At 51.4% G+C, this 21,061-nt stretch carries 25 protein-coding genes and 2 pseudogenes; 21 read left to right on the top strand and 6 right to left on the bottom strand.

Annotated features, from left to right (window positions below; all coding sequences use genetic code 11):
- Positions 1–10 precede the first annotated feature (10 nt).
- Positions 11–1,630 (bottom strand): DNA repair protein RecN, encoded by a 1,620-nt coding sequence (gene recN / locus BHK98_RS02200; RefSeq protein ID WP_075712006.1) that lies wholly within the window; start codon positions 1,628–1,630, stop codon positions 11–13.
- Positions 1,631–1,638: 8 nt separating this feature from the next.
- The gene (locus BHK98_RS02195) at positions 1,639–2,103 is read right to left on the bottom strand and encodes an arginine repressor (protein ID WP_083628011.1); all 465 of its coding nucleotides are present in this window, start codon (positions 2,101–2,103) and stop codon (positions 1,639–1,641) included.
- Positions 2,104–2,266: 163 nt separating this feature from the next.
- Between BHK98_RS02195 and ruvC the strand changes: the two genes are divergently transcribed.
- The 15 genes and pseudogenes from ruvC to BHK98_RS14165 all read left to right on the top strand — a co-directional run bounded on the left by ruvC (position 2,267) and on the right by BHK98_RS14165 (position 14,736).
- Entirely contained in the window at positions 2,267–2,788 is a 522-nt protein-coding gene (gene ruvC / locus BHK98_RS02190; protein ID WP_075712005.1) for a crossover junction endodeoxyribonuclease RuvC, read from the top strand.
- Positions 2,785–3,378 carry a Holliday junction branch migration protein RuvA gene (gene ruvA, locus BHK98_RS02185; protein WP_075712004.1) on the top strand — a complete coding sequence of 198 codons (594 nt, stop codon included), beginning with the start codon at positions 2,785–2,787 and terminating at the stop codon, positions 3,376–3,378. The genes ruvC and ruvA overlap by 4 nt, the downstream gene beginning before the upstream one ends.
- A 15-nt stretch (positions 3,379–3,393) precedes the next feature.
- Positions 3,394–4,475 (top strand): annotated as a pseudogene (gene ruvB, locus BHK98_RS02180) (Holliday junction branch migration DNA helicase RuvB).
- Positions 4,476–4,578: 103 nt separating this feature from the next.
- Positions 4,579–5,625 carry a tRNA preQ1(34) S-adenosylmethionine ribosyltransferase-isomerase QueA gene (gene queA / locus BHK98_RS02175; RefSeq protein ID WP_075712003.1) on the top strand — a complete coding sequence of 349 codons (1,047 nt, stop codon included), beginning with the start codon at positions 4,579–4,581 and terminating at the stop codon, positions 5,623–5,625.
- A 94-nt stretch (positions 5,626–5,719) separates the two neighbouring features.
- Complete coding sequence (locus BHK98_RS02170) at positions 5,720–6,130, top strand: cupin domain-containing protein (protein WP_075712002.1); 411 nt, start codon at positions 5,720–5,722, stop codon at positions 6,128–6,130.
- On the top strand, positions 6,127–7,251 hold the full coding sequence (gene tgt / locus BHK98_RS02165) for a tRNA guanosine(34) transglycosylase Tgt (RefSeq protein WP_075712001.1): 1,125 nt from the start codon (positions 6,127–6,129) through the stop codon (positions 7,249–7,251). The genes BHK98_RS02170 and tgt overlap by 4 nt, the downstream gene beginning before the upstream one ends.
- Entirely contained in the window at positions 7,226–8,722 is a 1,497-nt protein-coding gene (rlmD, locus tag BHK98_RS02160) for a 23S rRNA (uracil(1939)-C(5))-methyltransferase RlmD (protein ID WP_245796804.1), read from the top strand. The genes tgt and rlmD overlap by 26 nt, the downstream gene beginning before the upstream one ends.
- A 63-nt stretch (positions 8,723–8,785) precedes the next feature.
- Positions 8,786–9,001: pseudogene (locus BHK98_RS02155) on the top strand (transposase); the annotation flags it as partial.
- A 220-nt stretch (positions 9,002–9,221) separates the two neighbouring features.
- Positions 9,222–9,614 carry a hypothetical protein gene (locus BHK98_RS02150; protein ID WP_075711999.1) on the top strand — a complete coding sequence of 131 codons (393 nt, stop codon included), beginning with the start codon at positions 9,222–9,224 and terminating at the stop codon, positions 9,612–9,614.
- A 315-nt stretch (positions 9,615–9,929) separates the two neighbouring features.
- The gene (locus BHK98_RS02145; RefSeq protein ID WP_075711998.1) at positions 9,930–10,865 is read left to right on the top strand and encodes a DUF6017 domain-containing protein; all 936 of its coding nucleotides are present in this window, start codon (positions 9,930–9,932) and stop codon (positions 10,863–10,865) included.
- Between the two features lie 12 nt (positions 10,866–10,877).
- Positions 10,878–11,090 (top strand): DUF5348 domain-containing protein, encoded by a 213-nt coding sequence (locus tag BHK98_RS02140; protein ID WP_075711997.1) that lies wholly within the window; start codon positions 10,878–10,880, stop codon positions 11,088–11,090.
- 36 nt (positions 11,091–11,126) lie between these two features.
- Positions 11,127–11,612 carry a PcfB family protein gene (locus tag BHK98_RS02135; protein ID WP_075711996.1) on the top strand — a complete coding sequence of 162 codons (486 nt, stop codon included), beginning with the start codon at positions 11,127–11,129 and terminating at the stop codon, positions 11,610–11,612.
- Positions 11,609–13,381 carry a VirD4-like conjugal transfer protein, CD1115 family gene (locus BHK98_RS02130; protein ID WP_075711995.1) on the top strand — a complete coding sequence of 591 codons (1,773 nt, stop codon included), beginning with the start codon at positions 11,609–11,611 and terminating at the stop codon, positions 13,379–13,381. The genes BHK98_RS02135 and BHK98_RS02130 overlap by 4 nt, the downstream gene beginning before the upstream one ends.
- Positions 13,382–13,601: 220 nt before the next feature.
- The gene (locus BHK98_RS02125) at positions 13,602–14,285 is read left to right on the top strand and encodes a helix-turn-helix domain-containing protein (RefSeq protein WP_075711994.1); all 684 of its coding nucleotides are present in this window, start codon (positions 13,602–13,604) and stop codon (positions 14,283–14,285) included.
- A gap of 70 nt (positions 14,286–14,355) precedes the next feature.
- Positions 14,356–14,736: a Maff2 family mobile element protein gene (locus BHK98_RS14165; protein ID WP_465250933.1), complete on the top strand. Its 381-nt coding sequence runs from the start codon at positions 14,356–14,358 to the stop codon at positions 14,734–14,736.
- On the opposite strand, the gene BHK98_RS14160 is transcribed toward BHK98_RS14165, so the two are convergent.
- From BHK98_RS14160 to tnpA, 3 genes are all read right to left on the bottom strand, one after another.
- On the bottom strand, positions 14,626–15,177 hold the full coding sequence (locus BHK98_RS14160) for an IS66 family transposase (RefSeq protein WP_465250932.1): 552 nt from the start codon (positions 15,175–15,177) through the stop codon (positions 14,626–14,628). The two genes, BHK98_RS14165 and BHK98_RS14160, sit on opposite strands and share 111 nt — an antisense overlap.
- A gap of 73 nt (positions 15,178–15,250) precedes the next feature.
- Positions 15,251–15,598 carry an IS66 family insertion sequence element accessory protein TnpB gene (gene tnpB / locus BHK98_RS02110; protein WP_075704897.1) on the bottom strand — a complete coding sequence of 116 codons (348 nt, stop codon included), beginning with the start codon at positions 15,596–15,598 and terminating at the stop codon, positions 15,251–15,253.
- Positions 15,592–16,008: an IS66 family insertion sequence element accessory protein TnpA gene (gene tnpA / locus BHK98_RS02105; RefSeq protein ID WP_075704896.1), complete on the bottom strand. Its 417-nt coding sequence runs from the start codon at positions 16,006–16,008 to the stop codon at positions 15,592–15,594. Before tnpA ends, tnpB begins: the two co-directional genes overlap by 7 nt.
- Positions 16,009–16,174: 166 nt before the next feature.
- On the opposite strand from tnpA, the gene erm(G) reads away from it, so the two are divergent.
- The 3 genes from erm(G) to BHK98_RS02090 all read left to right on the top strand — a co-directional run bounded on the left by erm(G) (position 16,175) and on the right by BHK98_RS02090 (position 17,916).
- Positions 16,175–16,909, top strand: a complete 735-nt coding sequence (gene erm(G) / locus BHK98_RS02100; RefSeq protein ID WP_014387027.1) for a 23S rRNA (adenine(2058)-N(6))-methyltransferase Erm(G) — start codon at positions 16,175–16,177, stop codon at positions 16,907–16,909.
- A 225-nt stretch (positions 16,910–17,134) separates the two neighbouring features.
- A complete protein-coding gene (locus tag BHK98_RS02095) occupies positions 17,135–17,332 on the top strand; it encodes a helix-turn-helix domain-containing protein (RefSeq protein ID WP_075704895.1) in 198 nt (65 codons plus the stop codon).
- A gap of 104 nt (positions 17,333–17,436) precedes the next feature.
- Entirely contained in the window at positions 17,437–17,916 is a 480-nt protein-coding gene (locus BHK98_RS02090; RefSeq protein ID WP_075704894.1) for an MGMT family protein, read from the top strand.
- A gap of 44 nt (positions 17,917–17,960) precedes the next feature.
- On the opposite strand, the gene BHK98_RS13445 is transcribed toward BHK98_RS02090, so the two are convergent.
- Positions 17,961–18,191, bottom strand: a complete 231-nt coding sequence (locus tag BHK98_RS13445) for a hypothetical protein (RefSeq protein WP_158024444.1) — start codon at positions 18,189–18,191, stop codon at positions 17,961–17,963.
- A 396-nt stretch (positions 18,192–18,587) separates the two neighbouring features.
- Here BHK98_RS13445 and BHK98_RS02085 point away from each other — a divergent pair, with 396 nt between their 5' ends.
- From BHK98_RS02085 to BHK98_RS02075, 3 genes are read left to right on the top strand one after another with little or no spacing between them, the layout of a single operon-like run.
- A complete protein-coding gene (locus tag BHK98_RS02085) occupies positions 18,588–18,986 on the top strand; it encodes a plasmid mobilization protein (protein WP_002584975.1) in 399 nt (132 codons plus the stop codon).
- Positions 18,949–20,583 carry a relaxase/mobilization nuclease domain-containing protein gene (locus tag BHK98_RS02080; RefSeq protein WP_465250931.1) on the top strand — a complete coding sequence of 545 codons (1,635 nt, stop codon included), beginning with the start codon at positions 18,949–18,951 and terminating at the stop codon, positions 20,581–20,583. The genes BHK98_RS02085 and BHK98_RS02080 overlap by 38 nt, the downstream gene beginning before the upstream one ends.
- Positions 20,573–20,959, top strand: a complete 387-nt coding sequence (locus BHK98_RS02075; protein ID WP_004452819.1) for a cysteine-rich VLP domain-containing protein — start codon at positions 20,573–20,575, stop codon at positions 20,957–20,959. Before BHK98_RS02080 ends, BHK98_RS02075 begins: the two co-directional genes overlap by 11 nt.
- The last annotated feature ends 102 nt before the right edge of the window (positions 20,960–21,061 follow it).

Below are 21,061 nucleotides of genomic sequence, written 5' to 3'. Positions count from 1 at the left end.
TGCAGGAACATTATTTCTTTCCGGAGATAAGCTCACGCGCGCTCCTGCGTGTGGTTTCCGTAATTATCTCGCCGCCCAGCAGGCGCGCGATTTCATCAACAGCGGCCTCCTCATCCAGCCGGTCCACGTGAGTGTACGTGCTGTTCGCGTCGGTTTCCTTGCAGATCCTATAATTGGCGTCTCCACAGGCGGCGATCTGCGGCAGGTGGGTGATGCAGATGATCTGATGAGAGGCGGAAATCTCCCGCAGCTTTCGGCCGACGATGCTTGCCGTAATACCGCTGATCCCGGCGTCGATCTCGTCGAAGATCATGGTCGGGATTTTCTCATAGGTGCCGGTGATATTTTTGATTGCCAGCATGATACGGGAAATTTCGCCGCCTGAGGCTACCCGGATCAGAGGCTTCAGCGGTTCTCCGCGATTGGTGGAAATCAGGAACTCAGCTTCGTCGCCTCCCTCCGCGGAAATTGCCGGCGCGGCGGAAATGCGGATCTCGAATCTGGCGCTGTCGAAATTCAGGTCGTGAAGCTCGGCTTCGATGGCCTTTCCCAGAGCTTCCGCGCTTGCCTGCCGGACTTCGGTCAGTGCGGCGGCGGAGGCGCGGAGCGCCCGGAGCCTCTGCTTTGTCTCCTGCTCCAGCGCTCCGCGGAGTTCATCGAAGTTTTCAAGCTGAGAGAGCTCCTGCTGTATTTTGTCGCGGTACGCCAGCACATCGCCGATGGAGCCGCCGTATTTCTTTTTCAGCTCATCGATCTGATCCAGTCTGGAAATCAGCTTATCGAGCTCCTCCGGCCGGAAAGATATCTGTTCCCGGATGCCGGCGAGCCGGGCAGCCACATCCTGCAGTCCGTAATATGCATCGTTGAAAATGTCAGCAGTTTCCGCAAACTCCCGGGAAAAGCTCCGGATGCTTTCCAGGCTGTACTGAATATTTCCCATTGAGGAAAGCACGTTAAACTCGTTTTCGTCCAGCGGTCCGTAGGCGGATTCAACAGCGCTGAAAATCTTTTCGCTGTTCTGCAGGATCGCAATCTGCTCAGTAAGCTCTTCGTCCTCCTCCGGCCGGGGATCCACCCGCTGGATTTCCGCCAGCTCGAACCGATAAAAATCTGCTTTTTTCCGGCTTTCCTTCTCCGACCTGAGCAGGGCGTCCAGTTGCCTGCGGCTTTCTTTGTACGCCGCATACGCCGCATCGAATTCCGCACGCAGAGGGCTGATCCCGGCGTCCCGGTACTGGTCGACGAGAGCGAGGTGCTGCCGGGGATCCCGCAGATTCTGATTGTCGTACTGACCGTGGATGTCCGCGATCCGGGAAGCCAGCGCTGCGATTTCGCCCAGGGTGACCAGCTGTCCGTTCAGGCGGCACAGATTCTTTCCGGCGGCGGAAATCTCCCGGGTGATCACATAGTCCTGACCGTCGAGAGAGGCGGCCAGCTGAATGACGGCTTTATCTTTTCCGCTGCGCACAAAAGACGAGTCTGCCCGCGCTCCCAGCGCCAGGCTCACGGCTTCAATCACGATGGATTTACCGGAGCCTGTTTCGCCTGTGATGATATTCAGACCGTCTTCAAATTCAATCTCTGTATTTTCGATGATCGCAAAATTCTGTATTAAGAGATGTTGTATCATGACTCGGATTATTTTTTGTTCTTCATAATGAGCATGTCGTTGAAAATGGAGAGAATCTCCTCAACGTGCTCCTCTTTGTCAACGACAAGCAGCAGGGTGTTGTCCCCTGCGATAGAGCCCACGACGTGCGGCAGCCCGATGCAGTCGATAGCCTCTCCGGCGGCCGGTCCGCAGCCGGACAGCGTCTTGATGACGATCAGGTTCTGCGCCGATGCGAAGGAAATGATGGTTTCCCGGAAAATCTTCACGAACCGGTCCGAAATCGGCGCATCGTGTCGGGTACTGACTGCATATTTATACTTTCCGCTCGCAGAGAGAACTTTAATCAGCTGCAGCTCCTTGATGTCTCTGGAAATTGTTGCCTGTGTAACGTCGAATCCTTCCTTTTTCAGCATACTTGCCAGTTTGTCCTGAGTTTCAATCTCATTGTTGGCAATCAGCTCCAATATTTTGTTCTGCCTTGAATAACGCATAATTTCCTCCCCGATTATCGAAAAAGAATTGTACAAATCGGTAATATGTGAATATTATAGCACAATTATGCAAAAAATGGAATGCTAATTATTATCCCAGGATAGACAAACATCTGTTCTTATAGTATAATTGATGAAACAGTCAAAGCAGGAGAGGTAACGGATGAGAATACTTGGAATCGACCCGGGCTACGCAATCATGGGATGGTCCGTACTGGATATGAAGGGGAACCGCTTCAGAGCCGTTGACTACGGCTCAATTACAACCGATGCGGGAGTGGAGATGCCTCTTCGGCTCCGGCATCTGTATTCGGAGCTTACGGCCGTCATCGAGAGGTACCGCCCGGAGGAAGCGTCCATAGAAGAACTGTTTTTTAATAACAACGCGAAGACGGTAATTCATGTCGGGGAGGCCAGAGGCGTCGCCATATTGGCGTGCGTCAACGGAGGCCTGGACGTGTATGAATATACGCCGCTTCAGATCAAGCAGGCGCTGGTGGGATACGGCCGCGCGGACAAAAAACAGGTTCAGGCCATGGTCAAGACCATTCTGAATCTGGAGCAGGTTCCCAGGCCGGACGATACAGCGGATGCGGTTGCCGCCGCAATCTGCCACGGCCATTCGGCGGGAGCCGTTCAGAGGCTGGAGAAACTGAAAAAGAGAGGAATGAAAAGGATAATATGATACGTTTTCTAAGGGGAAGCTTTCATCCGAATCCGGACGGGACCGCAGTGATCGAAACCGCGTCCGGCATCGGATTTCTGGTCAGCCTTCCCGCGAATTCCGGACTGTATAAGAATCCTGAAGGCGCTGAGGTGAAGGTATATACTCTGATGATCGTCAGAGAGGATGATATGAGTCTGTACGGCTTTGAGAGCAGGGATGAGCTGGAACTTTTCCGCCTCCTGATCACGGTGAACGGCGTGGGCGCCAAGGCAGGGATGTCTATTATGGGGATTCTGCCTCAGATGGAGCTCCGCAGAGCGATTGCGGCCGGGGATACAAAGGCTGTTTCGGCGGCCAGCGGCGTGGGAAAGAAGACCGCGGAACGCGTGATTCTGGATCTGAAGGACAAGGTGGGAGATTTCGGTGAATTCAGTCCGGAGTCTGCCGCGGAGGGCACTGCGGTATTCACCAGTGAACGTTCCGAAGCGGTGAATGCGCTGATGGCCCTGGGATACAGCAGGAGCGAAGCGGAAAACGCGGTAGGAAAGGTTGGAGCAGAGGGACTCAGTGCGGAGGAATATATTAAAAACGCGTTGAAGCAGATGTAACGGAGCGAGCAGATCATGGAATCAGAGAGAATTACGCAATCCAGTGCGGGCGCTGCGGAGGCCGGGCAGGAGGTTCTCCTGCGGCCGCAGCATCTGGAGGATTTTATCGGACAGACGGACGCCAAGGGCAACCTGAAAGTCTTTATTGAAGCGGCGAAACTGCGGGGAGAGCCCCTGGATCATGTTTTGTTCTACGGCCCCCCGGGACTCGGCAAGACGACGCTGGCGGGAATCATCGCAAACGAGCTGGGCGTGGATATTAAGATTACCTCCGGTCCAGCGATCGGGCGAGCCGGAGATCTGGCGGCGATTCTGACCAATCTGAACGATAACGACGTTCTGTTCATTGATGAAATCCACCGGCTGAACCGCAGTGTGGAGGAGGTGCTGTATTCCGCCATGGAGGACTACGCACTGGACATCATCATCGGAAAGGGACCGTCCGCCCGGTCTATTCGTCTGGATATCGCCCGTTTCACGCTGATCGGTGCGACGACCCGCGCGGGCAGTCTGTCAGCCCCGCTGCGGGACCGGTTCGGAGTCATCAGCAAGTTTGAGATTTATAAAAAGGAAGAACTGGCGGACATCATCAGGCGTTCGGCGCGGCTGATGGGCGTGGAGATCGACGAGGACGCGACGCTTCTGATGGCGCAGTGTTCACGGGGGACTCCCCGCATCGCGAACCGTCTTCTGAAGCGGATCCGAGATTTCTCCCAGGTGCGGGGAACGGGCGGATCGATCTGGCGATAACAAAGGAAGGGCTGAAAGCGCTTGGGGTGGACAGTCTGGGACTGGAGCGTCTGGACCGTGAGATCCTGTCTACAATCATCGACCGGTTCGGCGGCGGACCGGTGGGTATCGATACAATCGCAGCCTCTATCGGGGAGGAGCGAATCACCATAGAGGACGCCTATGAACCATATCTGATCCAGACCGGACTGCTCTACCGCACCCAGAAGGGACGCATGGTCTCCCGGCTGGGATATGAGCATATGGGTCTGAGATATCCCTATGAGGACGACCGCCGTGAATTCTCAGAGGAGGAAGAGCACGCCGGGGAAGGTGAAGAAAAAGATGCGCAGATCAAGTTTCTGTAGCGCCGTGAAAAGCGCGGCGGGTACAGCCTTGCGGATTTCCGCAGCAATACGGGACTTGTGACAGGCAATACGGAGAGAGTAACGAAGAAAGCATGAGAAAAGTATGAGAATAGAAGACTTTGATTATGAGCTGCCGAAGGAGCTGATCGCTCAGACTCCGGAGCAGCAGCGGGATCACTGCCGGCTGATGGTTCTGAACCGCGAGCACGGAACGATCCTTCATCAGCATTTTTACGACATACTGGAGCATCTGAAGCCGACGGACTGTCTCGTCCTGAATGATTCCAGGGTGATCCCGGCTCGCCTGTTCGGACAGAAGGAGGGAACCGGCGCGCACGTCGAGTTCCTGCTGAGCAAAAGGATTGAAGGCGATGTGTGGGAAACACTGGTCCGTCCGGGGCGGCGCCTGAAGCCCGGAGATTCCGTCAGTTTCGGCGAGGGCGGACTGCGGGCGGAAATTCTGGATTACAGCGAAGGAGGAACGAGAAAGGTCCGTTTTCGCTATGACGGGATTTTCATGGAACGTCTGGAGGAACTCGGGAAAATGCCGCTTCCGCCGTACATTGAGAGGGAGAGCACTGATGAGGACCGGGATATGTATCAGACGGTGTACAGCCGGGTGGACGGATCCGTGGCGGCACCTACGGCAGGACTTCACTTTACTGAGGAACTGCTCAGGAAGGCGCAGGAAAAGGGCGTGAAGCTTGCGTATGTGACTCTCCATGTCGGAATCGGAACATTCCGCCCAGTGAAGTGCGAAAACATCGAGGAGCATCAGATGCACTTCGAAGAATATTTTGTGGACGAGGACACTGCCTCCGTAATCAACGAGACGATCCGCGCAGGCGGCCGCATTGTCTCGGTCGGCACCACCTCGACCAGAACGCTGGAAAGCGCGGCCTTCTATGATGAAGCCTGCGGCCGTTATCTGGTGAAGGCGGGGCACGGGAGCACCGGAATTTTCATCTATCCCGGATACGAGTACAAAATCGTGGATGCGCTGATCACGAATTTCCATCTGCCGAAATCCACGCTGATCATGCTGGTTTCCGCGCTGTACGACCGGGAGAAGATTCTGGAGGCGTACCGAGAGGCGGTGGAAAAGCAATATCGTTTTTTCAGCTACGGTGACGCCATGCTGATCGAATAGATACCGCGCGGTTCCGCAGAAGACCGTGAGCAGCAATATGGGCTAGTTTTATAAGGTTTATCGGTGGGTGCATCGATAGAAAAGGAAGGTTGAAATGATATTGGATTTTAACAAGATGCCGACGCTGAAATGGGCGAATTTCAGGGGCGGCGAAAAGGATACCGTGGTGCGTATGTACAAGGACACGGATAATCGCATCATGTTTATGAAGCTGGAGCCGGGAGCATCCATCGGATATCACCGGCACGAGGACTGTTCCGAAATCATGTATATCCTGCAGGGCGTGGCCTCTGCGGTATATGACGGCGTGGAGGAGGAACTGCAGGCCGGAATGTGCGGATACTGCCCCAAGGGACATTCACACGGAATGGCGAACAAAGGCGAGGAGGACCTGGTATTCTTCTCGGTGGTGTCGGAGCACGGCGCGCCCGGCGGAGCACAGGAGGAACGGAGCCGCGTTCAGAATGCCGATGAGAACAAAAAGAAAAAAGGGGACACCCTATGACAGATGCGATAACATATGAACTGCTTCATCAGGACCGGAGGACGGGAGCACGGCGCGGCGTGATTCATACGCCTCACGGCGACATTCAGACTCCGGTCTTCATGCCGGTGGGCACACAGGCCGCGGTCAAGGCGATGCGGCCGGAGCAGGTCAGGGAGATGGGGGCGGAAATCATTCTCTCCAACACGTATCATCTGTATCTGCGGCCGGGGCACGAGCTTATCCGGGAGGCCGGCGGCCTGCACCGCTTTATGAACTGGAACCGCGCGATTCTGACGGACAGCGGCGGATTTCAGGTGTTTTCGCTGGGGCAGCTGCGGAAGATCACCGAGGAGGGCGTGCGCTTTCAGAGTCATATTGACGGTTCACGGCACATTCTGACGCCGGAGAAGGCTGTGGAGATCCAGAACGCACTGGGCTCCGATATCATGATGGCCTTCGATGAATGCGCGCCGTATCCCGCCGACAGAGAATATATCCGGGACTCCATGGAGCGCACACTGCGCTGGCTGGAGAGATGCAAGGCGGCGCACCGGAACAGGGAGCGTCAGTCTTTGTTCGCGATCATGCAGGGCGGCATGTACCGGGATCTCCGCAGGGAATGCGCGGAGCGGATGGTGGAGATGGATTTCCCCGGATACGCCATCGGCGGGCTTTCCGTGGGCGAGCCGAAGGAGCAGATGCTGGAAATTCTGGACGACTGTGTGGATTATCTTCCCCAGGACCGGCCCCGGTATCTGATGGGAGTCGGCACTCCGGATTATCTCTTTGAGGCCGTGGAACGGGGCATTGACATGTGTGACTGTGTGGAGCCTACCCGCATCGCGCGGCACGGTCTGGCCACCACGAGCCGCGGTAGAATCAACATCAAGAACGCCCGGTTTGAGCGCGATTTCAGCCCGCTGGATCCGGAATGCGACTGTTATACCTGCCGGAATTACAGCAGAGCGTACATCCGCCATGTGTTCAAGGCCGGAGAAATGATGTCCGCGATGCTTCTGTCCAATCATAATCTGCACTTCCTGATTAATATGATGGCGGGAATGCGGAAGGCGATTGAGGAAGACCGGTTTACTGAGTTTAAAAAGGAATTCTATGATAAATACTATGGAACAGCATAACATCTGCAGACATGACGAGCTTTGCGGCGGCTGCACCTACCAGGGAACTGACTACGAGGAGCAACTCAGAACAAAGGAAAATGCGGTGCGGTCGCTTTTTTCCTCTGCGGAAATCACTCCCGCGCAGTTCGCTCCCATCGAGGGATGCCCCGGAGAGCAGCGCATCGGCTACCGCAACAAAATGGAGTACACCTTCGGCGACATGGTCAAGGACGGTCCTTTGTGCCTTGGGATGCACAAAATAAAAAACTTCATGTCTATTGTAACGGTGGACGAGTGTCAGCTGGTACATCCCGATTTCAACCGTATTCTGCGGTTCACTCTTGATTTCTGCACTAACCGGGGATACGTGAAATATCACAAAAAATCCCATCTGGGGCTTCTGCGGAATCTTGTTGTTCGTCGCGGCGTGAGAACCGGCGAACTTCTGGTGAACATCGTAACTTCTTCCCAGAGTGAGTTCGATGAGGAAGCCTGGAAGGAGGGACTTCTGGCGCTGCCTCTGGACTGCAGAATCGTCGGCGTCATGCATACGCTGAACGACGGGCTGGCCGATACGGTGGCCTGCGACGAGCTGCGTCTTCTCTACGGACGGGAATATTATTACGAAGAGCTTCTGGGGCTCCGGTTCATCGTCCATGAATTCGCATTCTTCCAGACGAATGTGGATGCCGTGGAGCGCCTTTACAGCGAGGCACTCGCACTGATCCCCGACCTGGAGGGGAAAACCGTTTTCGATCTGTACTGCGGCACCGGTACGATCAGCCAGATTGCCGCCCGGTCCGCCGCCCGGGTTCTGGGCGTCGAAATCGTTCCGGAAAGTGTGGAATCTGCCCGGGAGAACGCAGCCCTGAACGGACTGGATAACTGCGAGTTCGTCTGCGGCGATGTGTTCGCCGTTCTGGACACACGGCAGGACAAGCCGGATGTGATCATCGTCGATCCGCCGCGGGCAGGCATGTCGCAGGAGGCCGTAACCCGCATCGCCTCCTACGGCGTGAAGCAGATCCTTTACATCTCCTGCAACCCCAAAAGCCTGGTGAAAAATCTGACCTGGTTCGCCGAACTGGGATACGAGGCCGAGTACGTCCGGCCATACGACAATTTCCCGATGACGCGACATGTGGAGACGGTAGTACTGCTTTCCCACAAGGCTCCGGACAGTCATATCCACGTAAAAGTGGAGTTTGGCGAGGGAAAAGGCAAGGTGCCACTTGATAAAATAGCAGAACGAGCAGAAAAATATAAACCAAAGGAGACGGTTACATATAAAAGGATAAAAGAGTACATAGAAGATAAATTCGGTTTCAAAGTACATACTGCGTATATAGCGGAAATAAAGAGAGCTTACGGCCTTCCCGTGCATGATGCTCCCAACGCGGTAGAAGAACTGAAACAGCCGAGAAAACATCCGACTCCAGAGAAGGTTGAAGCAATAAAGGATGCATTGAAACATTTTGAGGTGATTTAATGACAAAGCCGCTTGCTAATTGAATGGGTAATCGGCTGCTTTATTATAATTTAGTGTAATATCAACAATGTAACCGAGCGAGTCAACCGGGAAATCAAGCGGCGTACCAAGGCAATCGGGGCGTTTCCAGACGGGCAAAGTGCTCTGATGCTGGTTTGCGCCAGACTTCGTTATGTAGCGGCTTCGGATTGGGGAACCAAGCGGTATCTCAACATGGATCATCTGTTCCAGATGGAACTTATGAACAATACTGAAACGGCTGAGGCGTCTGCCGGCTAACTACCAGGAATCCGGTGGCTGAAATTGAATTTGCGAAAAAATCTTGACACTATCTTTTATTTATTTAGATTAATAGTTATAATATAACAGAATATATTCGATAACGATTGCAGTAGGTGTAATGTTTAGTTTGAAGCCGGGGGGACATTCATCCAAGGTGGGGATTATGAGAATAGATACTTAGCTACAGTGTGGCGAACTGCCAAGGAGGGTTTATTCTATGATACTTTACTCAACGATGCTTGATGTCAATGACACTCTTACAAAGGAGAAATTTGTAGAGCTGGTAATAAAGTGGAACCAGGAAAGCCAGCACGAGGAAAATGTCATTCCAGGACTTGAGTGGGATGGCAAGACTATGAACGTAAAATATGAAAGCGATGAATGTTGGCTTGACATTGAAGAATACAGGAATGGGAATACCGTTGCTGTAAGATATGAAAAGGTCGAAGATAACGGGCGTATCTGGAATACAGACTATGTCGTGAATTTCAATGAGAGAAAGATGCTTATCCAACTTGACCGTAGCTTCGAGGGCGAGGCGAATGATCTGGACTTTACATTCTCAACCCCGTATTTTCTTACACTTCTTATAGATGTTATGCTGACATAAGAAAACATGAAGAAATGCAGTAAAATCAGCGTTTTTACTGGCAGCGGACAAGCAGGTCAAAACTGAAAATCGAATAAGTGAGCGAAAAAGGGATGTTTCCAAAAGGTGACATTCCTTTTTCGATCTATCGGCGGCATAGAACATCAGAGATCTATGCCGCTATTTTTATGCCCCTTGTTACGCATTGGGCGGCATTTCTGTCTTGCCAGAAGCCGTTTTCCGGGCGCGATTGCAGCGAGGCAAAAGGTTTATTCCTTTTCCCCGGGAATCACCGTTCTATTGCGTAACAGGATCAATATTTCAGGAGGTAAGACTATGGCAGTATTCCGAGTGGAGAAAAACAAGGGCTATACCGTGATGAGCAATCATCACCTGCGAAACAGGGAGCTTTCCCTAAAGGCAAAGGGGCTGCTGTCCCAGATGCTTTCACTTCCGGAGGACTGGGACTATACCCTTGCCGGGCTGTCCCATATCAACCGGGAAAGCATTGACGCGATCCGCACTGCTGTCTGGGAACTGGAAAAGACCGGATATATCCGCCGCAGCCAGAGCCGGGACACAAACGGAAAAATGGCGGAAATGATCTATACCATCTATGAACAGCCGGTGTTGGAAAATCCAACATCGGTAAAACCGGTATTGGAAGATCCGACATCGGATGATCCGGTATCGGAAAATCCAATGCAATTAAATAAAGAGAAACTAATTACCGATCCAAAAAATAAAGATGGATCAAATACCGATTCCGATCCTTTCCGTGCTCCTGTCCCCTCTCCCGCAAAAGAGGCTGCGGCAGAGCCGCTGGAAGGGAAGCGAACGGAACCGAATGACGCCTACAAGGTCTATGAGGAGATCATCAAGGACAACATCGAGTACAGCTTCCTCATGCAGGACAAGCAGATGGACAGGGAACGGCTGAATGAGATCGTTGACCTGATCCTTGAGACCGTCTGTTCCTCAAGAAAAAAGATCCGGATCGCCGGGGATGACTATCCGGCAGAGCTGGTGAAAGCCAAGTTCATGAAGCTGGACAGCGAACATATCCGATTTGTCCTGGACTGCATGGGGGAAAACACGACAGAGATCCGGAACATCAAGCAGTATCTAAAGGCGGCGCTGTTCAACGCCCCGTCCACGATCGACAGCTACTACACCGCACTTGTCAATCACGACCTGTACGGAGGAGGCGCGTTCAGCCGGCAGAGATCCACGCAGCCGGACTATTCCTATAGCGGCAATGACAGCCTGTAAGGAGGGCAGCACATGAGACAGGGAACCTTGATCTTTGACGAATACCGGGATCGCTATGACATCCGCTTTGACCTGGCCGAGTATTACGGCGTGCTGGACTGCGGGGACTGTCTGGAAGTCTTTACCCGCGGTAAGTGGAAGCCCGCCCGCATGGAGTACGGCGACAACTGGTATCTGGCCGGGATCCGGACAAAGGACCTGAACGGGCTCCGGGTACGGGTCTGACAGATGACTGCAAGAAGCTGAGAAAGGAGGTCTCGGATGCAGGATGAAGTCAATGAAAAAGTGATCGCCCTGTATATCAAGGGCGCGAAGATCACCGCGGAGGTCTTGCAGAGGGCGGTCAGGCGCTTTCTTGCCGAAATGGAAAAGGATCTGAGAAAGCAGAAACAGCTCCCGCATGGAAAGCAGACCCTAAAACAGCTCATGCGGCAGAACGCCGGTGTCTCCAATATCGAGATCACCGGGGACAATATCAAAGCCTTTGAAAGCACAGCGAAGAAATACGGGATCGACTACGCGCTGAAAAAGGACGTGAGCGAAAGCCCTCCCCGCTACCTGGTGTTCTTCAAGGGACGGGATTCGGACGTCCTCATGTCCGCTTTTAAGGAGTTTTCCGCAAAGAAGCTGACGCAGGAGAAAAAGCCGTCCCTTACAAAAGCACTGGCAGCATTTAAGACGATCTCCCGGCAGAAGAACGCGGAGCGGGCAAAAGTAAAAAACAAGGACAGGAGGATCGAGCGATGAACACAGAAACGCTGAAAAAATGGGTCCTCCCCAACCTCCCGTATCTGTTCTTTGTCTATCTCTTTGACAAGGCAGCCCAGGCGTTCCGGCTTGCCCCCGGCGTCGATCTCTCCGGCAGGCTCCTCTATCTGGGGAAAGGCTTTGCCGCCGCGTTTGCAAGCGCCGCGCCCAGCTTTCACCTCACGGATCTGGAGGTCGGGATCGCCGGTGCCGTGATCATCCGCCTGATCGTCTATGTCAAGGGCAGGAACGCGAAGAAATATCGGAAAGGAACTGAGTACGGATCGGCCCGATGGGGAACGGCGGCAGATATAAAGCCCTACATCGATCCCGTCTTTGACAACAACGTGATCCTGACCCAGACGGAACGGCTGATGATGAGCAGCCGCCCCAAAGATCCGAAGTACGCAAGGAACAAAAACGTGCTGGTGATCGGCGGAAGCGGAAGCGGCAAGACGAGATTTTTCGTGAAACCCAACCTGATGCAGCTCCATTCCAGCTATGTCGTGACTGACCCGAAAGGGACTTTGCTGGTGGAGTGCGGCCAGCTCTTACAGCGGGCCAAATACCGGATCAAGGTCTTAAATACGATCAATTTCAAAAAGAGCATGAAGTACAACCCCTTTTCGTATATCCGCAGCGAGAAAGACATCCTGAAGCTGGTCAACACCATCATCGCCAACACCAAGGGCGAGGGAGAAAAAGCAAGCGAAGATTTCTGGGTGAAGGCGGAACGCCTCTACTACACGGCGCTGATCGGCTATATCTGGTATGAAGCGCCGGAGGAAGAAAAGAACTTTACAACGCTCCTTGACATGATTAACGCCAGCGAAGCCCGCGAAGATGACGAGGACTTCCAGAATCCCGTCGATCTCATGTTTGAGCGGCTTGCGGAAAAAGACCCGGATCACTTTGCCGTGAAGCAGTATGCCAAGTACAAGCTGGCGGCGGGCAAAACCGCAAAATCCATCCTCATCTCCTGCGGTGCCCGCCTTGCCCCCTTTGACATCAAAGAGCTGCGGGAACTGATGGAAACGGACGAGATGGAGCTGGACACCATCGGCGACAGGAAAACGGCGCTGTTCGTTATCATCTCCGATACCGACGACACCTTCAATTTTGTCGTGAGCATCTTGTACACACAGCTTTTCAATCTCTTGTGTGATAAGGCGGACGACGTGTACGGCGGGAGGCTCCCCGTCCATGTGCGCTGTCTTTTGGACGAGTTCGCGAACATCGGGCAGATCCCAAAGTTTGAAAAGCTGATCGCCACGATCCGAAGCCGGGAGATCTCGGCTTCTATCATCTTGCAGAGCCAGAGCCAGCTAAAAGCCATCTACAGGGACAACGCAGATACCATCGTGGGGAATTGTGACAGCACCTTATTCCTCGGCGGCAAGGAGAAAACGACGCTGAAAGAAATCTCGGAAATTCTCGGCAAGGAGACGATCGACAGCTTCAACACTGGGGAAAACCGGGGCAGGGAGATCTCCCACAGCCTCAACTATCAGAAGTTAGGCAAGGAGCTGATGACGCAGGATGAGATCGCCGTCATGGACGGCGGCAAGTGTATCTTGCAGCTCCGGGGCGTCAGGCCGTTTTTCTCCGACAAGTACGACATCACGAAGCACCCCCGTTACAAGTACCTTTCGGATTACGACAAGAAAAACGCCTTCGACATCGAAACTTACAGGAAGCGCCACCCGCCTATTGTCAAGCCAGATCAAGTCTTTGACTACTACGAGATCGACGCCGCTGATCTTACGTGATCCGCGGCGGGAAAGGAGGTCAACGCTGTTTCTATTCAGAGACAGCTGCGATAGAACCGTTCATATTCCCGTGCTATATTTATAATCAATCGTTGAGCATTGAATGACGCGAAAAGACGGATAGACAAGTTTGTCTGGCACCAAAAAACAGCATTTCTCGCTTTGTGTCGTGTAAAGATGTACAGACAAACTTTATTGTAACGTGGAAAGGAGGCAGCCCATGGATCAAGGTAAAATCGGAACTTTCCTTAAAGAACTCCGAAAAGAAAAGGATCTGACGCAAGAGGATTTGGCTGAACAGCTTAACGTTTCCAACAGGACAATATCTCGTTGGGAGACCGGAAGCAATATGCCGGACATCAGTATGCTGGTTGAAATCGCAGATTTTTATGAAGTGAGTATTCCTGAAATTATTGATGGAGAAAGGAAAAGCGAGAATATGAATCAAGAGACAAGAGATACTGCTATTAAAATGGCAGAATACAGCAAAAACGAAGTAAAGGTTGGAAAGCAAAAAGTAATAGGCTATCTGATGTCAGTGTTCGGAATTTTTATTATTGTTTCGGCTTTGGCAATCTTTCCGAATGATAGCAGTTGGGGAAGTATTTATTCCATCATCGGAAGCATTATTATGGTAATTGGAATTTATCTCACGATTAAGCCTGTGGTGGTTAAGAGAAGCCTGCGCATATTGAGTGTTATCGCAAGTGTTGTCCTATTGTTTGGGGTTTTTACTGTTTCAGATTATATTGCCGTATCGCAATTTCATCAGGTACCGAGATTTAGGTACGCGACATATTTCGATTCGCGGCAACCGGATCAGTTAATTCACAAAACGTTATTCTTTACAGTCGTTCAGAAAAATCCTGGAACAGAGTATGAGATAGTCGAAATCGTAAAATGAGCCAAAGTAAAAGCAGCAGCCAAGGTGCTACTTCTCTCTTACCATGAAAACCGAATAATCACCGTCCATCATGGAGGCACTCAAAGCAGTAAGTCTTGAAAAAGATTTGCTGCTTTTTTTGTCACTCTGCGAGACTAGTCAATTTCAAGAAAGGAGGCCAAAATCAAGAACACAACAACAGCATACCGGGCGAGGGCGCCCAACAAAGCCCCGCCGCAAACCCTGCCGCCGTAACGCTACGGCGGCTTTTCCATTTCTACCACAAACTTTATCGTCATGTGCCGCAAGGCGGCAGAAAGGAGCTTTACTTATGGCGTTTTTCAACAGTGCAGTCGGCGTATTACAGACCCTTGTCATTGCGCTGGGCGCGGGCCTCGGTATCTGGGGCATCATCAACCTTTTGGAGGGATACGGATCGGACAACCCAGGTGCCAATGCTCATGTGTCGTAAAGAAACACAGAAAAATTTGATAGACAGTCCTACTATATCCGTAAAAAAATGTTTACAAATGGAGCGCACAGAGTTATACTTGTCATCATAGGTTGCCTTGGGTTTCCGCTCTTTGGTATACCCCTTGACGCTGATCACTTCCGGTTCGATCACTTCCGCAGGCTTTTCATCACCGACGGGTGTACCGAACAGATTCAGCTGTCCGTCCAGCTGGTCATGGCGTATTTCACTGGTTGAGCCAAAGACCTTGTTCTTAAGATACGCAAGCTGAGACTGGAGATTCGCGATCAGAAGGTCTTTTTCACTGTCCTTCGCATTGCGTTCTTCCAGCATCTTCTGCAATGAACTTATGAGTTCGTTCTGAGTGCTGATTGTTTTATTCAGTTGTGAGATTGTATCCTTAAGCTCTAAGAGCTGGATATCTTTTACTCCTGAAGGCATGGTCTTCTGCTCCGTTTTTTGATACTTCTATTGTACCATAAACAGGTGCAAAAGCCTAGAAAAATCAAGCGTTTCAGGCACTTTTTATTGCCTTTGGCTGCTCGATCTCAAGACCGGACATGAGCCAGTCAAACTGCCTCCATGTAATGGTTTTCACCTCGTCACGGTTACGTGGCCACCGGTATTTTCCGGTGTTATGATCGAGGCGTTTATATAAAAGCACAAAACCGTCATTCTCATGAAGGAGTGCCTTTATCCTGTCATTGCGTCTGCCGCAGAAAAGGTAGAGCGCGGTGGTATGCTCCGGTTCAAAGTGAAGCTGGTCTCTGATGATGGCGCACAGACCATCGATTGATTTTCTCATATCGGTGTAGCCACAAATGATATAAATATCTGTTGCAGCTGTAATGTCGCCTAGCATGATGCACCTCCCACAGACCGGATGATCTGTGCTAAAAGTGCCGGATCTATATCATTTGAAATCCTGATCAGGGCGGAGCCGAGTTTGATCTCAGCAGTTGCTTCCATACAGTTTGTATCCGTATGATCCGGAAGCACGCTTAAAAGCTGTGGTGTCTCTTCGTGCAGAACAGGCTGGTCAACGATTTCAAGTTTGACAACATCCTGTTGTTCCGAAGGCTTATAGCCTCCCCGGCCTGTTGCCGGCGGAATATCATAGCAGGATTTTTTGCGAAGCCGCTTGACCCAGTTGTAGAATGTACCGGGTTTGATCCCGTGCTCGTTGCACCACTGAAAATCGCTTAGTCCGCTGCTGCGACATTCCATGATGAGCCGGTATTGCTCATCGGCAGTTCGTCTTTCTGTCTGCATAAATGTAACCTCCATAATTGTAGTAAAATGCTTGCTTACTGCTAGATCCTAGCGCCGGATCATAGAGTAAAATGCTGGCATATGTGATTACTACTATTATGGCAAATATATGACCAAGCGAACAGATACCCTTATATTAGGCGCTTACCTTTAAGGAGAGGTTATAATGAACAAAGTAAATATAAAAGATAGTCAAAATTTTATTACTTCAAAATATCACATAGAAAAAATAATGAATTGCATAAGTTTAGATGAAAAAGATAACATCTTTGAAATAGGTGCAGGGAAAGGTCATTTTACTGCTGAATTGGTAAAGAGATGTAATTTTGTTACGGCGATAGAAATTGATTCTAAATTATGTGAGGTAACTCGTAATAAGCTCTTAAATTATCCTAACTATCAAATAGTAAATGATGATATACTGAAATTTACATTTCCTAGCCACAATCCATATAAAATATTTGGCAGCATACCTTACAACATAAGCACAAATATAATTCGAAAAATTGTTTTTGAAAGTTCAGCCACAATAAGTTATTTAATAGTGGAATATGGTTTTGCTAAAAGGTTATTAGATACAAACAGATCACTAGCATTGCTGTTAATGGCAGAGGTAGATATTTCTATATTAGCAAAAATTCCTAGGTATTATTTCCATCCAAAACCTAAAGTGGATAGCGCATTAATTGTATTAAAAAGAAAGCCAGCAAAAATGGCATTTAAAGAGAGAAAAAAATATGAAACTTTTGTAATGAAATGGGTTAACAAAGAGTATGAAAAACTGTTTACAAAAAATCAATTTAATAAAGCTTTAAAACATGCGAGAATATATGATATAAACAATATTAGTTTCGAACAATTTGTATCGCTATTTAATAGTTATAAAATATTTAACGGCTAAAAACAATAGGCCACATGCAACTGTAAATGTTTAGTTATAGGTAGGGTAGCATAAGTTAAAATGCTATTCTGCCTTTTAAAAGTATGGTATACATTCCAGAGAGAGATTGGATATGTTCCCGTATACCGATAGTGCCAAAAGCGAAGTGGATATGTTTCCGAGAACGGACGTACTCAAATGACATTCATTCTGTCCTCTCCAGCCAGCTCATGGAGGGAAACGACCATGAGTAAACTTCTCCCCTATGAAACAATCGTTAAAGCCCATGAGGGCGACCCGGACGCAATCGACACGGTTCTTTCCCACTACGCCGGATATATCCGCTACTTCTCCAAAATAAACGGACAGGTCAACTCCGAGGTGGAGGACTATGTGAAGCAGCGGCTCATTGCCGCGCTGTTCAAATTTCGCTTTGACCGTTGAGTTATATCCAATGTCAGACAAGAAAAAAATCAAGCTGATTTTCAAACCGTCTCATTGCATGGAATAATCTGCTCCACTATAATTAAGGCAGGAGGTGTTGAGAGATGGCGAATGAAGATAAAAAAGATTTTAATGCCATGCTACATGATAGCAAGGATATGCCTAAATTTCAGATTATTACCGACCAGAAAAGCATTGAGAAATATGGCGGAAGCAGAATGTATTTTGCCCCACCAATCGAATATGATAAAGTGATGAAACTAATTCCTTATGGCAAAGTAATCACTGTCGGAAAAATCCGTGAATATTTTGCTAAACTGAATGGAGCGGATTTCACAGAGCCTATTACAGCCGGGATTTTTGTATCTATTGCAGCATGGGCGAGTTACCAGCGTTCTGAAGATGAAACCCCGTATTGGCGAACCTTAAAGGCAAACGGGGAATTGAACGCAAAATATCCCGGCGGTGTAGAGGCACAAAAGGAAAAGTTGGAAGCGGAAGGCCACACAATTATTCAGAAAGGACGCACAAATATAAAGTATTTTGTAAAGGACTATGAAAGTATTCTTTTTGATTTGAGATGAGAAGTTTTTATTTGCTAAACGCGTTATCGTCATACCAGCCAGCCCTAAACTTTCAAAACTGAATACCAGCCGCCACCGGCGACCAGCGAAAGCAGTAAGTCTGAAAAAGATTTGCTGCTTTTTTTGTTGCCCGTTCTGGCTCCCGGCCATTTTGCCCCCTGCCGGTTGTAGTAGTAAATGAGGGGAGAAATTTTCCCGCCCGGATATTTGGCATTTTCAAAATCTCTCCGTTGTAGGAAGTGAAAGCAAAATTTTTCTGTCCCGCCGGTTGCCAAAATCCCCGTTCCCGGATTACTAAGGCAAAAGAAATTTTGAAAAATCTCTGTCCAGCGGGTAGCTGACGGCTTTTCAAATGTATCTTTAGCGGAAAAGAAAAATAGCGCAGCCAGCGGGTAGCAAAGCCCCTCTGCGGAGTAATATTGGCGAAAGAAAAAAGGCAGCGAACAGCGGGCTGAAAGCCCCGCCCTGTTCGCTCTATGTACGGAAAAGCCCGGACAGGGCCAGTCTGCGGCTTACTTAGAGCAAGTTTCTACCACGGTGCCAAAATCCGCAATTCTGCGGTTTTGCCCCTCGCGGGAAACTTGTTGGGGAGTGCCTTCCCCAAACCCTGCTATGCGGCTTGCGCCGCTTATCCCCGCCGCGCTCATGCGGCAAGAAAGGAGGTCACGACCATGCGAAAAAAATACAACACACCCCACCGCAGCCGCGTTGTGAAAACCCGGCTGACCGAAGATGAATACGCCGACTTCACAGCGCGGCTTGCGCCCTATGGTATCAGCCAGTCGGAATTTCTCCGGCAGGCGATCCGGCGTACCACCATACGCCCCGTACTCCATGTGTCGTCGGTCAATGACGAACTGCTCTCCGCTGTCGGGAAGCTCGCAGCCGAGTACGGCAGGATCGGCGGCAACCTCAACCAGATTGCCCGGTATCTGAACGAGTACGGCGCGCCCTATCATGCGTTGTCCGGCGAGGTACGCGCCGCCATAGCCGACCTTGCCGCCCTCAAGTATGAAGTCTTAAAGAAAGTAGGTGACGCGGTTGGCAACACTCAAACATATCAACTCTAAAAACGCCGACTACGGAGCCGCCGAACAATACCTGCTCTTTGAGCATGACGAATTTACCATGAAGCCCGTCCTTGATGAAACCGGCAGGCTTATCCCCCGCGAGGACTACCGGCTGTCTACGCTGAACTGCGGCGGGGAGGATTTTGCCGTTGCGTGTATGCGGGCCAATCTCCGCTATGAGAAAAACCAGCGGCGGGAAGATGTGAAAAGCCACCACTACATCATCAGCTTTGACCCGCGGGACGGGCCGGACAACGGCCTGACCGTAGACCGGGCGCAGGCGTTGGGGGAGCAATTCTGTAAAGAACATTTCCCCGGCCACCAAGCCCTTGTCTGCACCCACCCGGACGGGCATAACCACAGCGGCAACATTCATGTGCATATCGTCATAAACAGCCTGCGGATTGAGGAAGTGCCGTTCCTGCCCTACATGGACAGGCCAGCCGACACGAAAGCCGGCTGCAAGCACCGATGTACCGACGCTGCCCTGCGCTACTTCAAATCCGAAGTCATGGAGATGTGCCACCGGGAGGGGCTTTACCAAATCGACCTCTTGAACGGCAGCAAGAACCGCATCACCGACCGGGAGTATTGGGCGCAGAAAAAGGGACAAGCCGCGCTGGACAAGCAGAACGCCCCCATGATTGCCGATGGTATCACGCCCCGGCAGACCAAGTTTGAAACGAACAAGGAAAAGCTGCGGCAGACCATACGGAAAGCCCTTGCCACCGCCGCCAGCTTTGACGAGTTTTCCTCTCTGCTGCTGCGGGAGGGTGTGACCGTCAAGGAGAGCCGGGGGCGGCTGTCCTATCTCACGCCGGACAGGACAAAGCCCATCACCGCCCGGAAGCTGGGCGACGATTTTGACCGCACCGCCGTCCTTGCCGTTTTGGAGCAGAATGCCGCCAGAGCCATAGAAAAGGCCGCAGCCATACCTGAATACCCCTGGCAGGAGAAACGCGGCATACAGCCCGCAAAAGCCCCTCAAACCGCCCCCAAACAGGACGGAGTGCAGCGGCTTGTGGACATTGAGCAGAAAATGGCCGAGGGCAAAGGCCGGGGCTATGAACGCTGGGCGAAGATACACAATCTGAAGCAGGCCGCCAAAACGCTGTCCGTCTACCAGCAGTACGGCTTTACTTCCCCGGAGCAGTTAGAAGCCGCCGTTGATACCGCCTATGCGGAAATGCGCCAGACCAGCGGCGAACTGAAAGCACTGGAAACCAAGCTGCAAGGGAAAAAGGAGTTGCAGCGGCAGGTGTTGGCCTACGCCCAGACCAAGCCCGCCCGCGACGGGTTGAAAGCGCAGAAATCCGAGAAAGCCCGCGCCGCATACCGGCAGGCCCATGAGAGCGATTTTATCATAGCCGACGCAGCCCCCCGGTATTTCAAGGCGCATGGCATTACCAAGCTGCCCGCCCGGAAAGCGTTGCAGGCCGAGATCGAGCAGCTTATCTCCGAGAAAGACGGCCTGTATAACACCTATCACGAACAGAAGCAGCGGTTCAAGGAGTTGCAGACCGTCAAGCGGAATATCAACCAGATTTTGCGCCGGGACGAGCCGCACCGCAGAAAGGAGCAGAGCCATGAGCGATAACCTGCCCCGCATGGACTACCGCCAGCACCGGCGGGCGCGGCGGCTGGTACATGAGTGCTGTAACTACGACGAGGGGAACTGCCTGCTGTTAGACGACGGGGAGCCTTGCGTGTGCGTCCAGAGCATTTCCCTTTCCCTCATGTGCCGCTGGTTCCGTGTGGCTGTCCTGCCCCTTGACGGGGAGCTGTCCGCAGCCCTCTTATACCGGGGGAGCCGGAAACGGTGTGCCGTCTGCGGAGCGGCCTTTGTCCCCAAATCCAACCGGGGGAAATACTGCCCCGACTGCGCCGGGCGCATGAAGAAAATCCGCGCCGCCGAGAGAAAGCGGAAACAAAGGCAGAGATGTCACGCTTTAGAGCCTTTCAAACCCGCATAAATCAAGGCTTTTTTCGTGGGTGTCAAAGGGTACGCGATACATTTATCCTTTTCCCCCGGAAACGGCGTTCTAAATGCGTACAAACACCCCAAATCCACCCAA

Source organism: Hornefia porci (genome assembly GCF_001940235.1).
Lineage (GTDB): Bacteria > Bacillota > Clostridia > Peptostreptococcales > Anaerovoracaceae > Aminicella > Aminicella porci.
The sequence above is the reverse complement of the archived record's forward strand: the minus strand, read 5'-3'. Positions and strand labels throughout refer to the sequence as shown.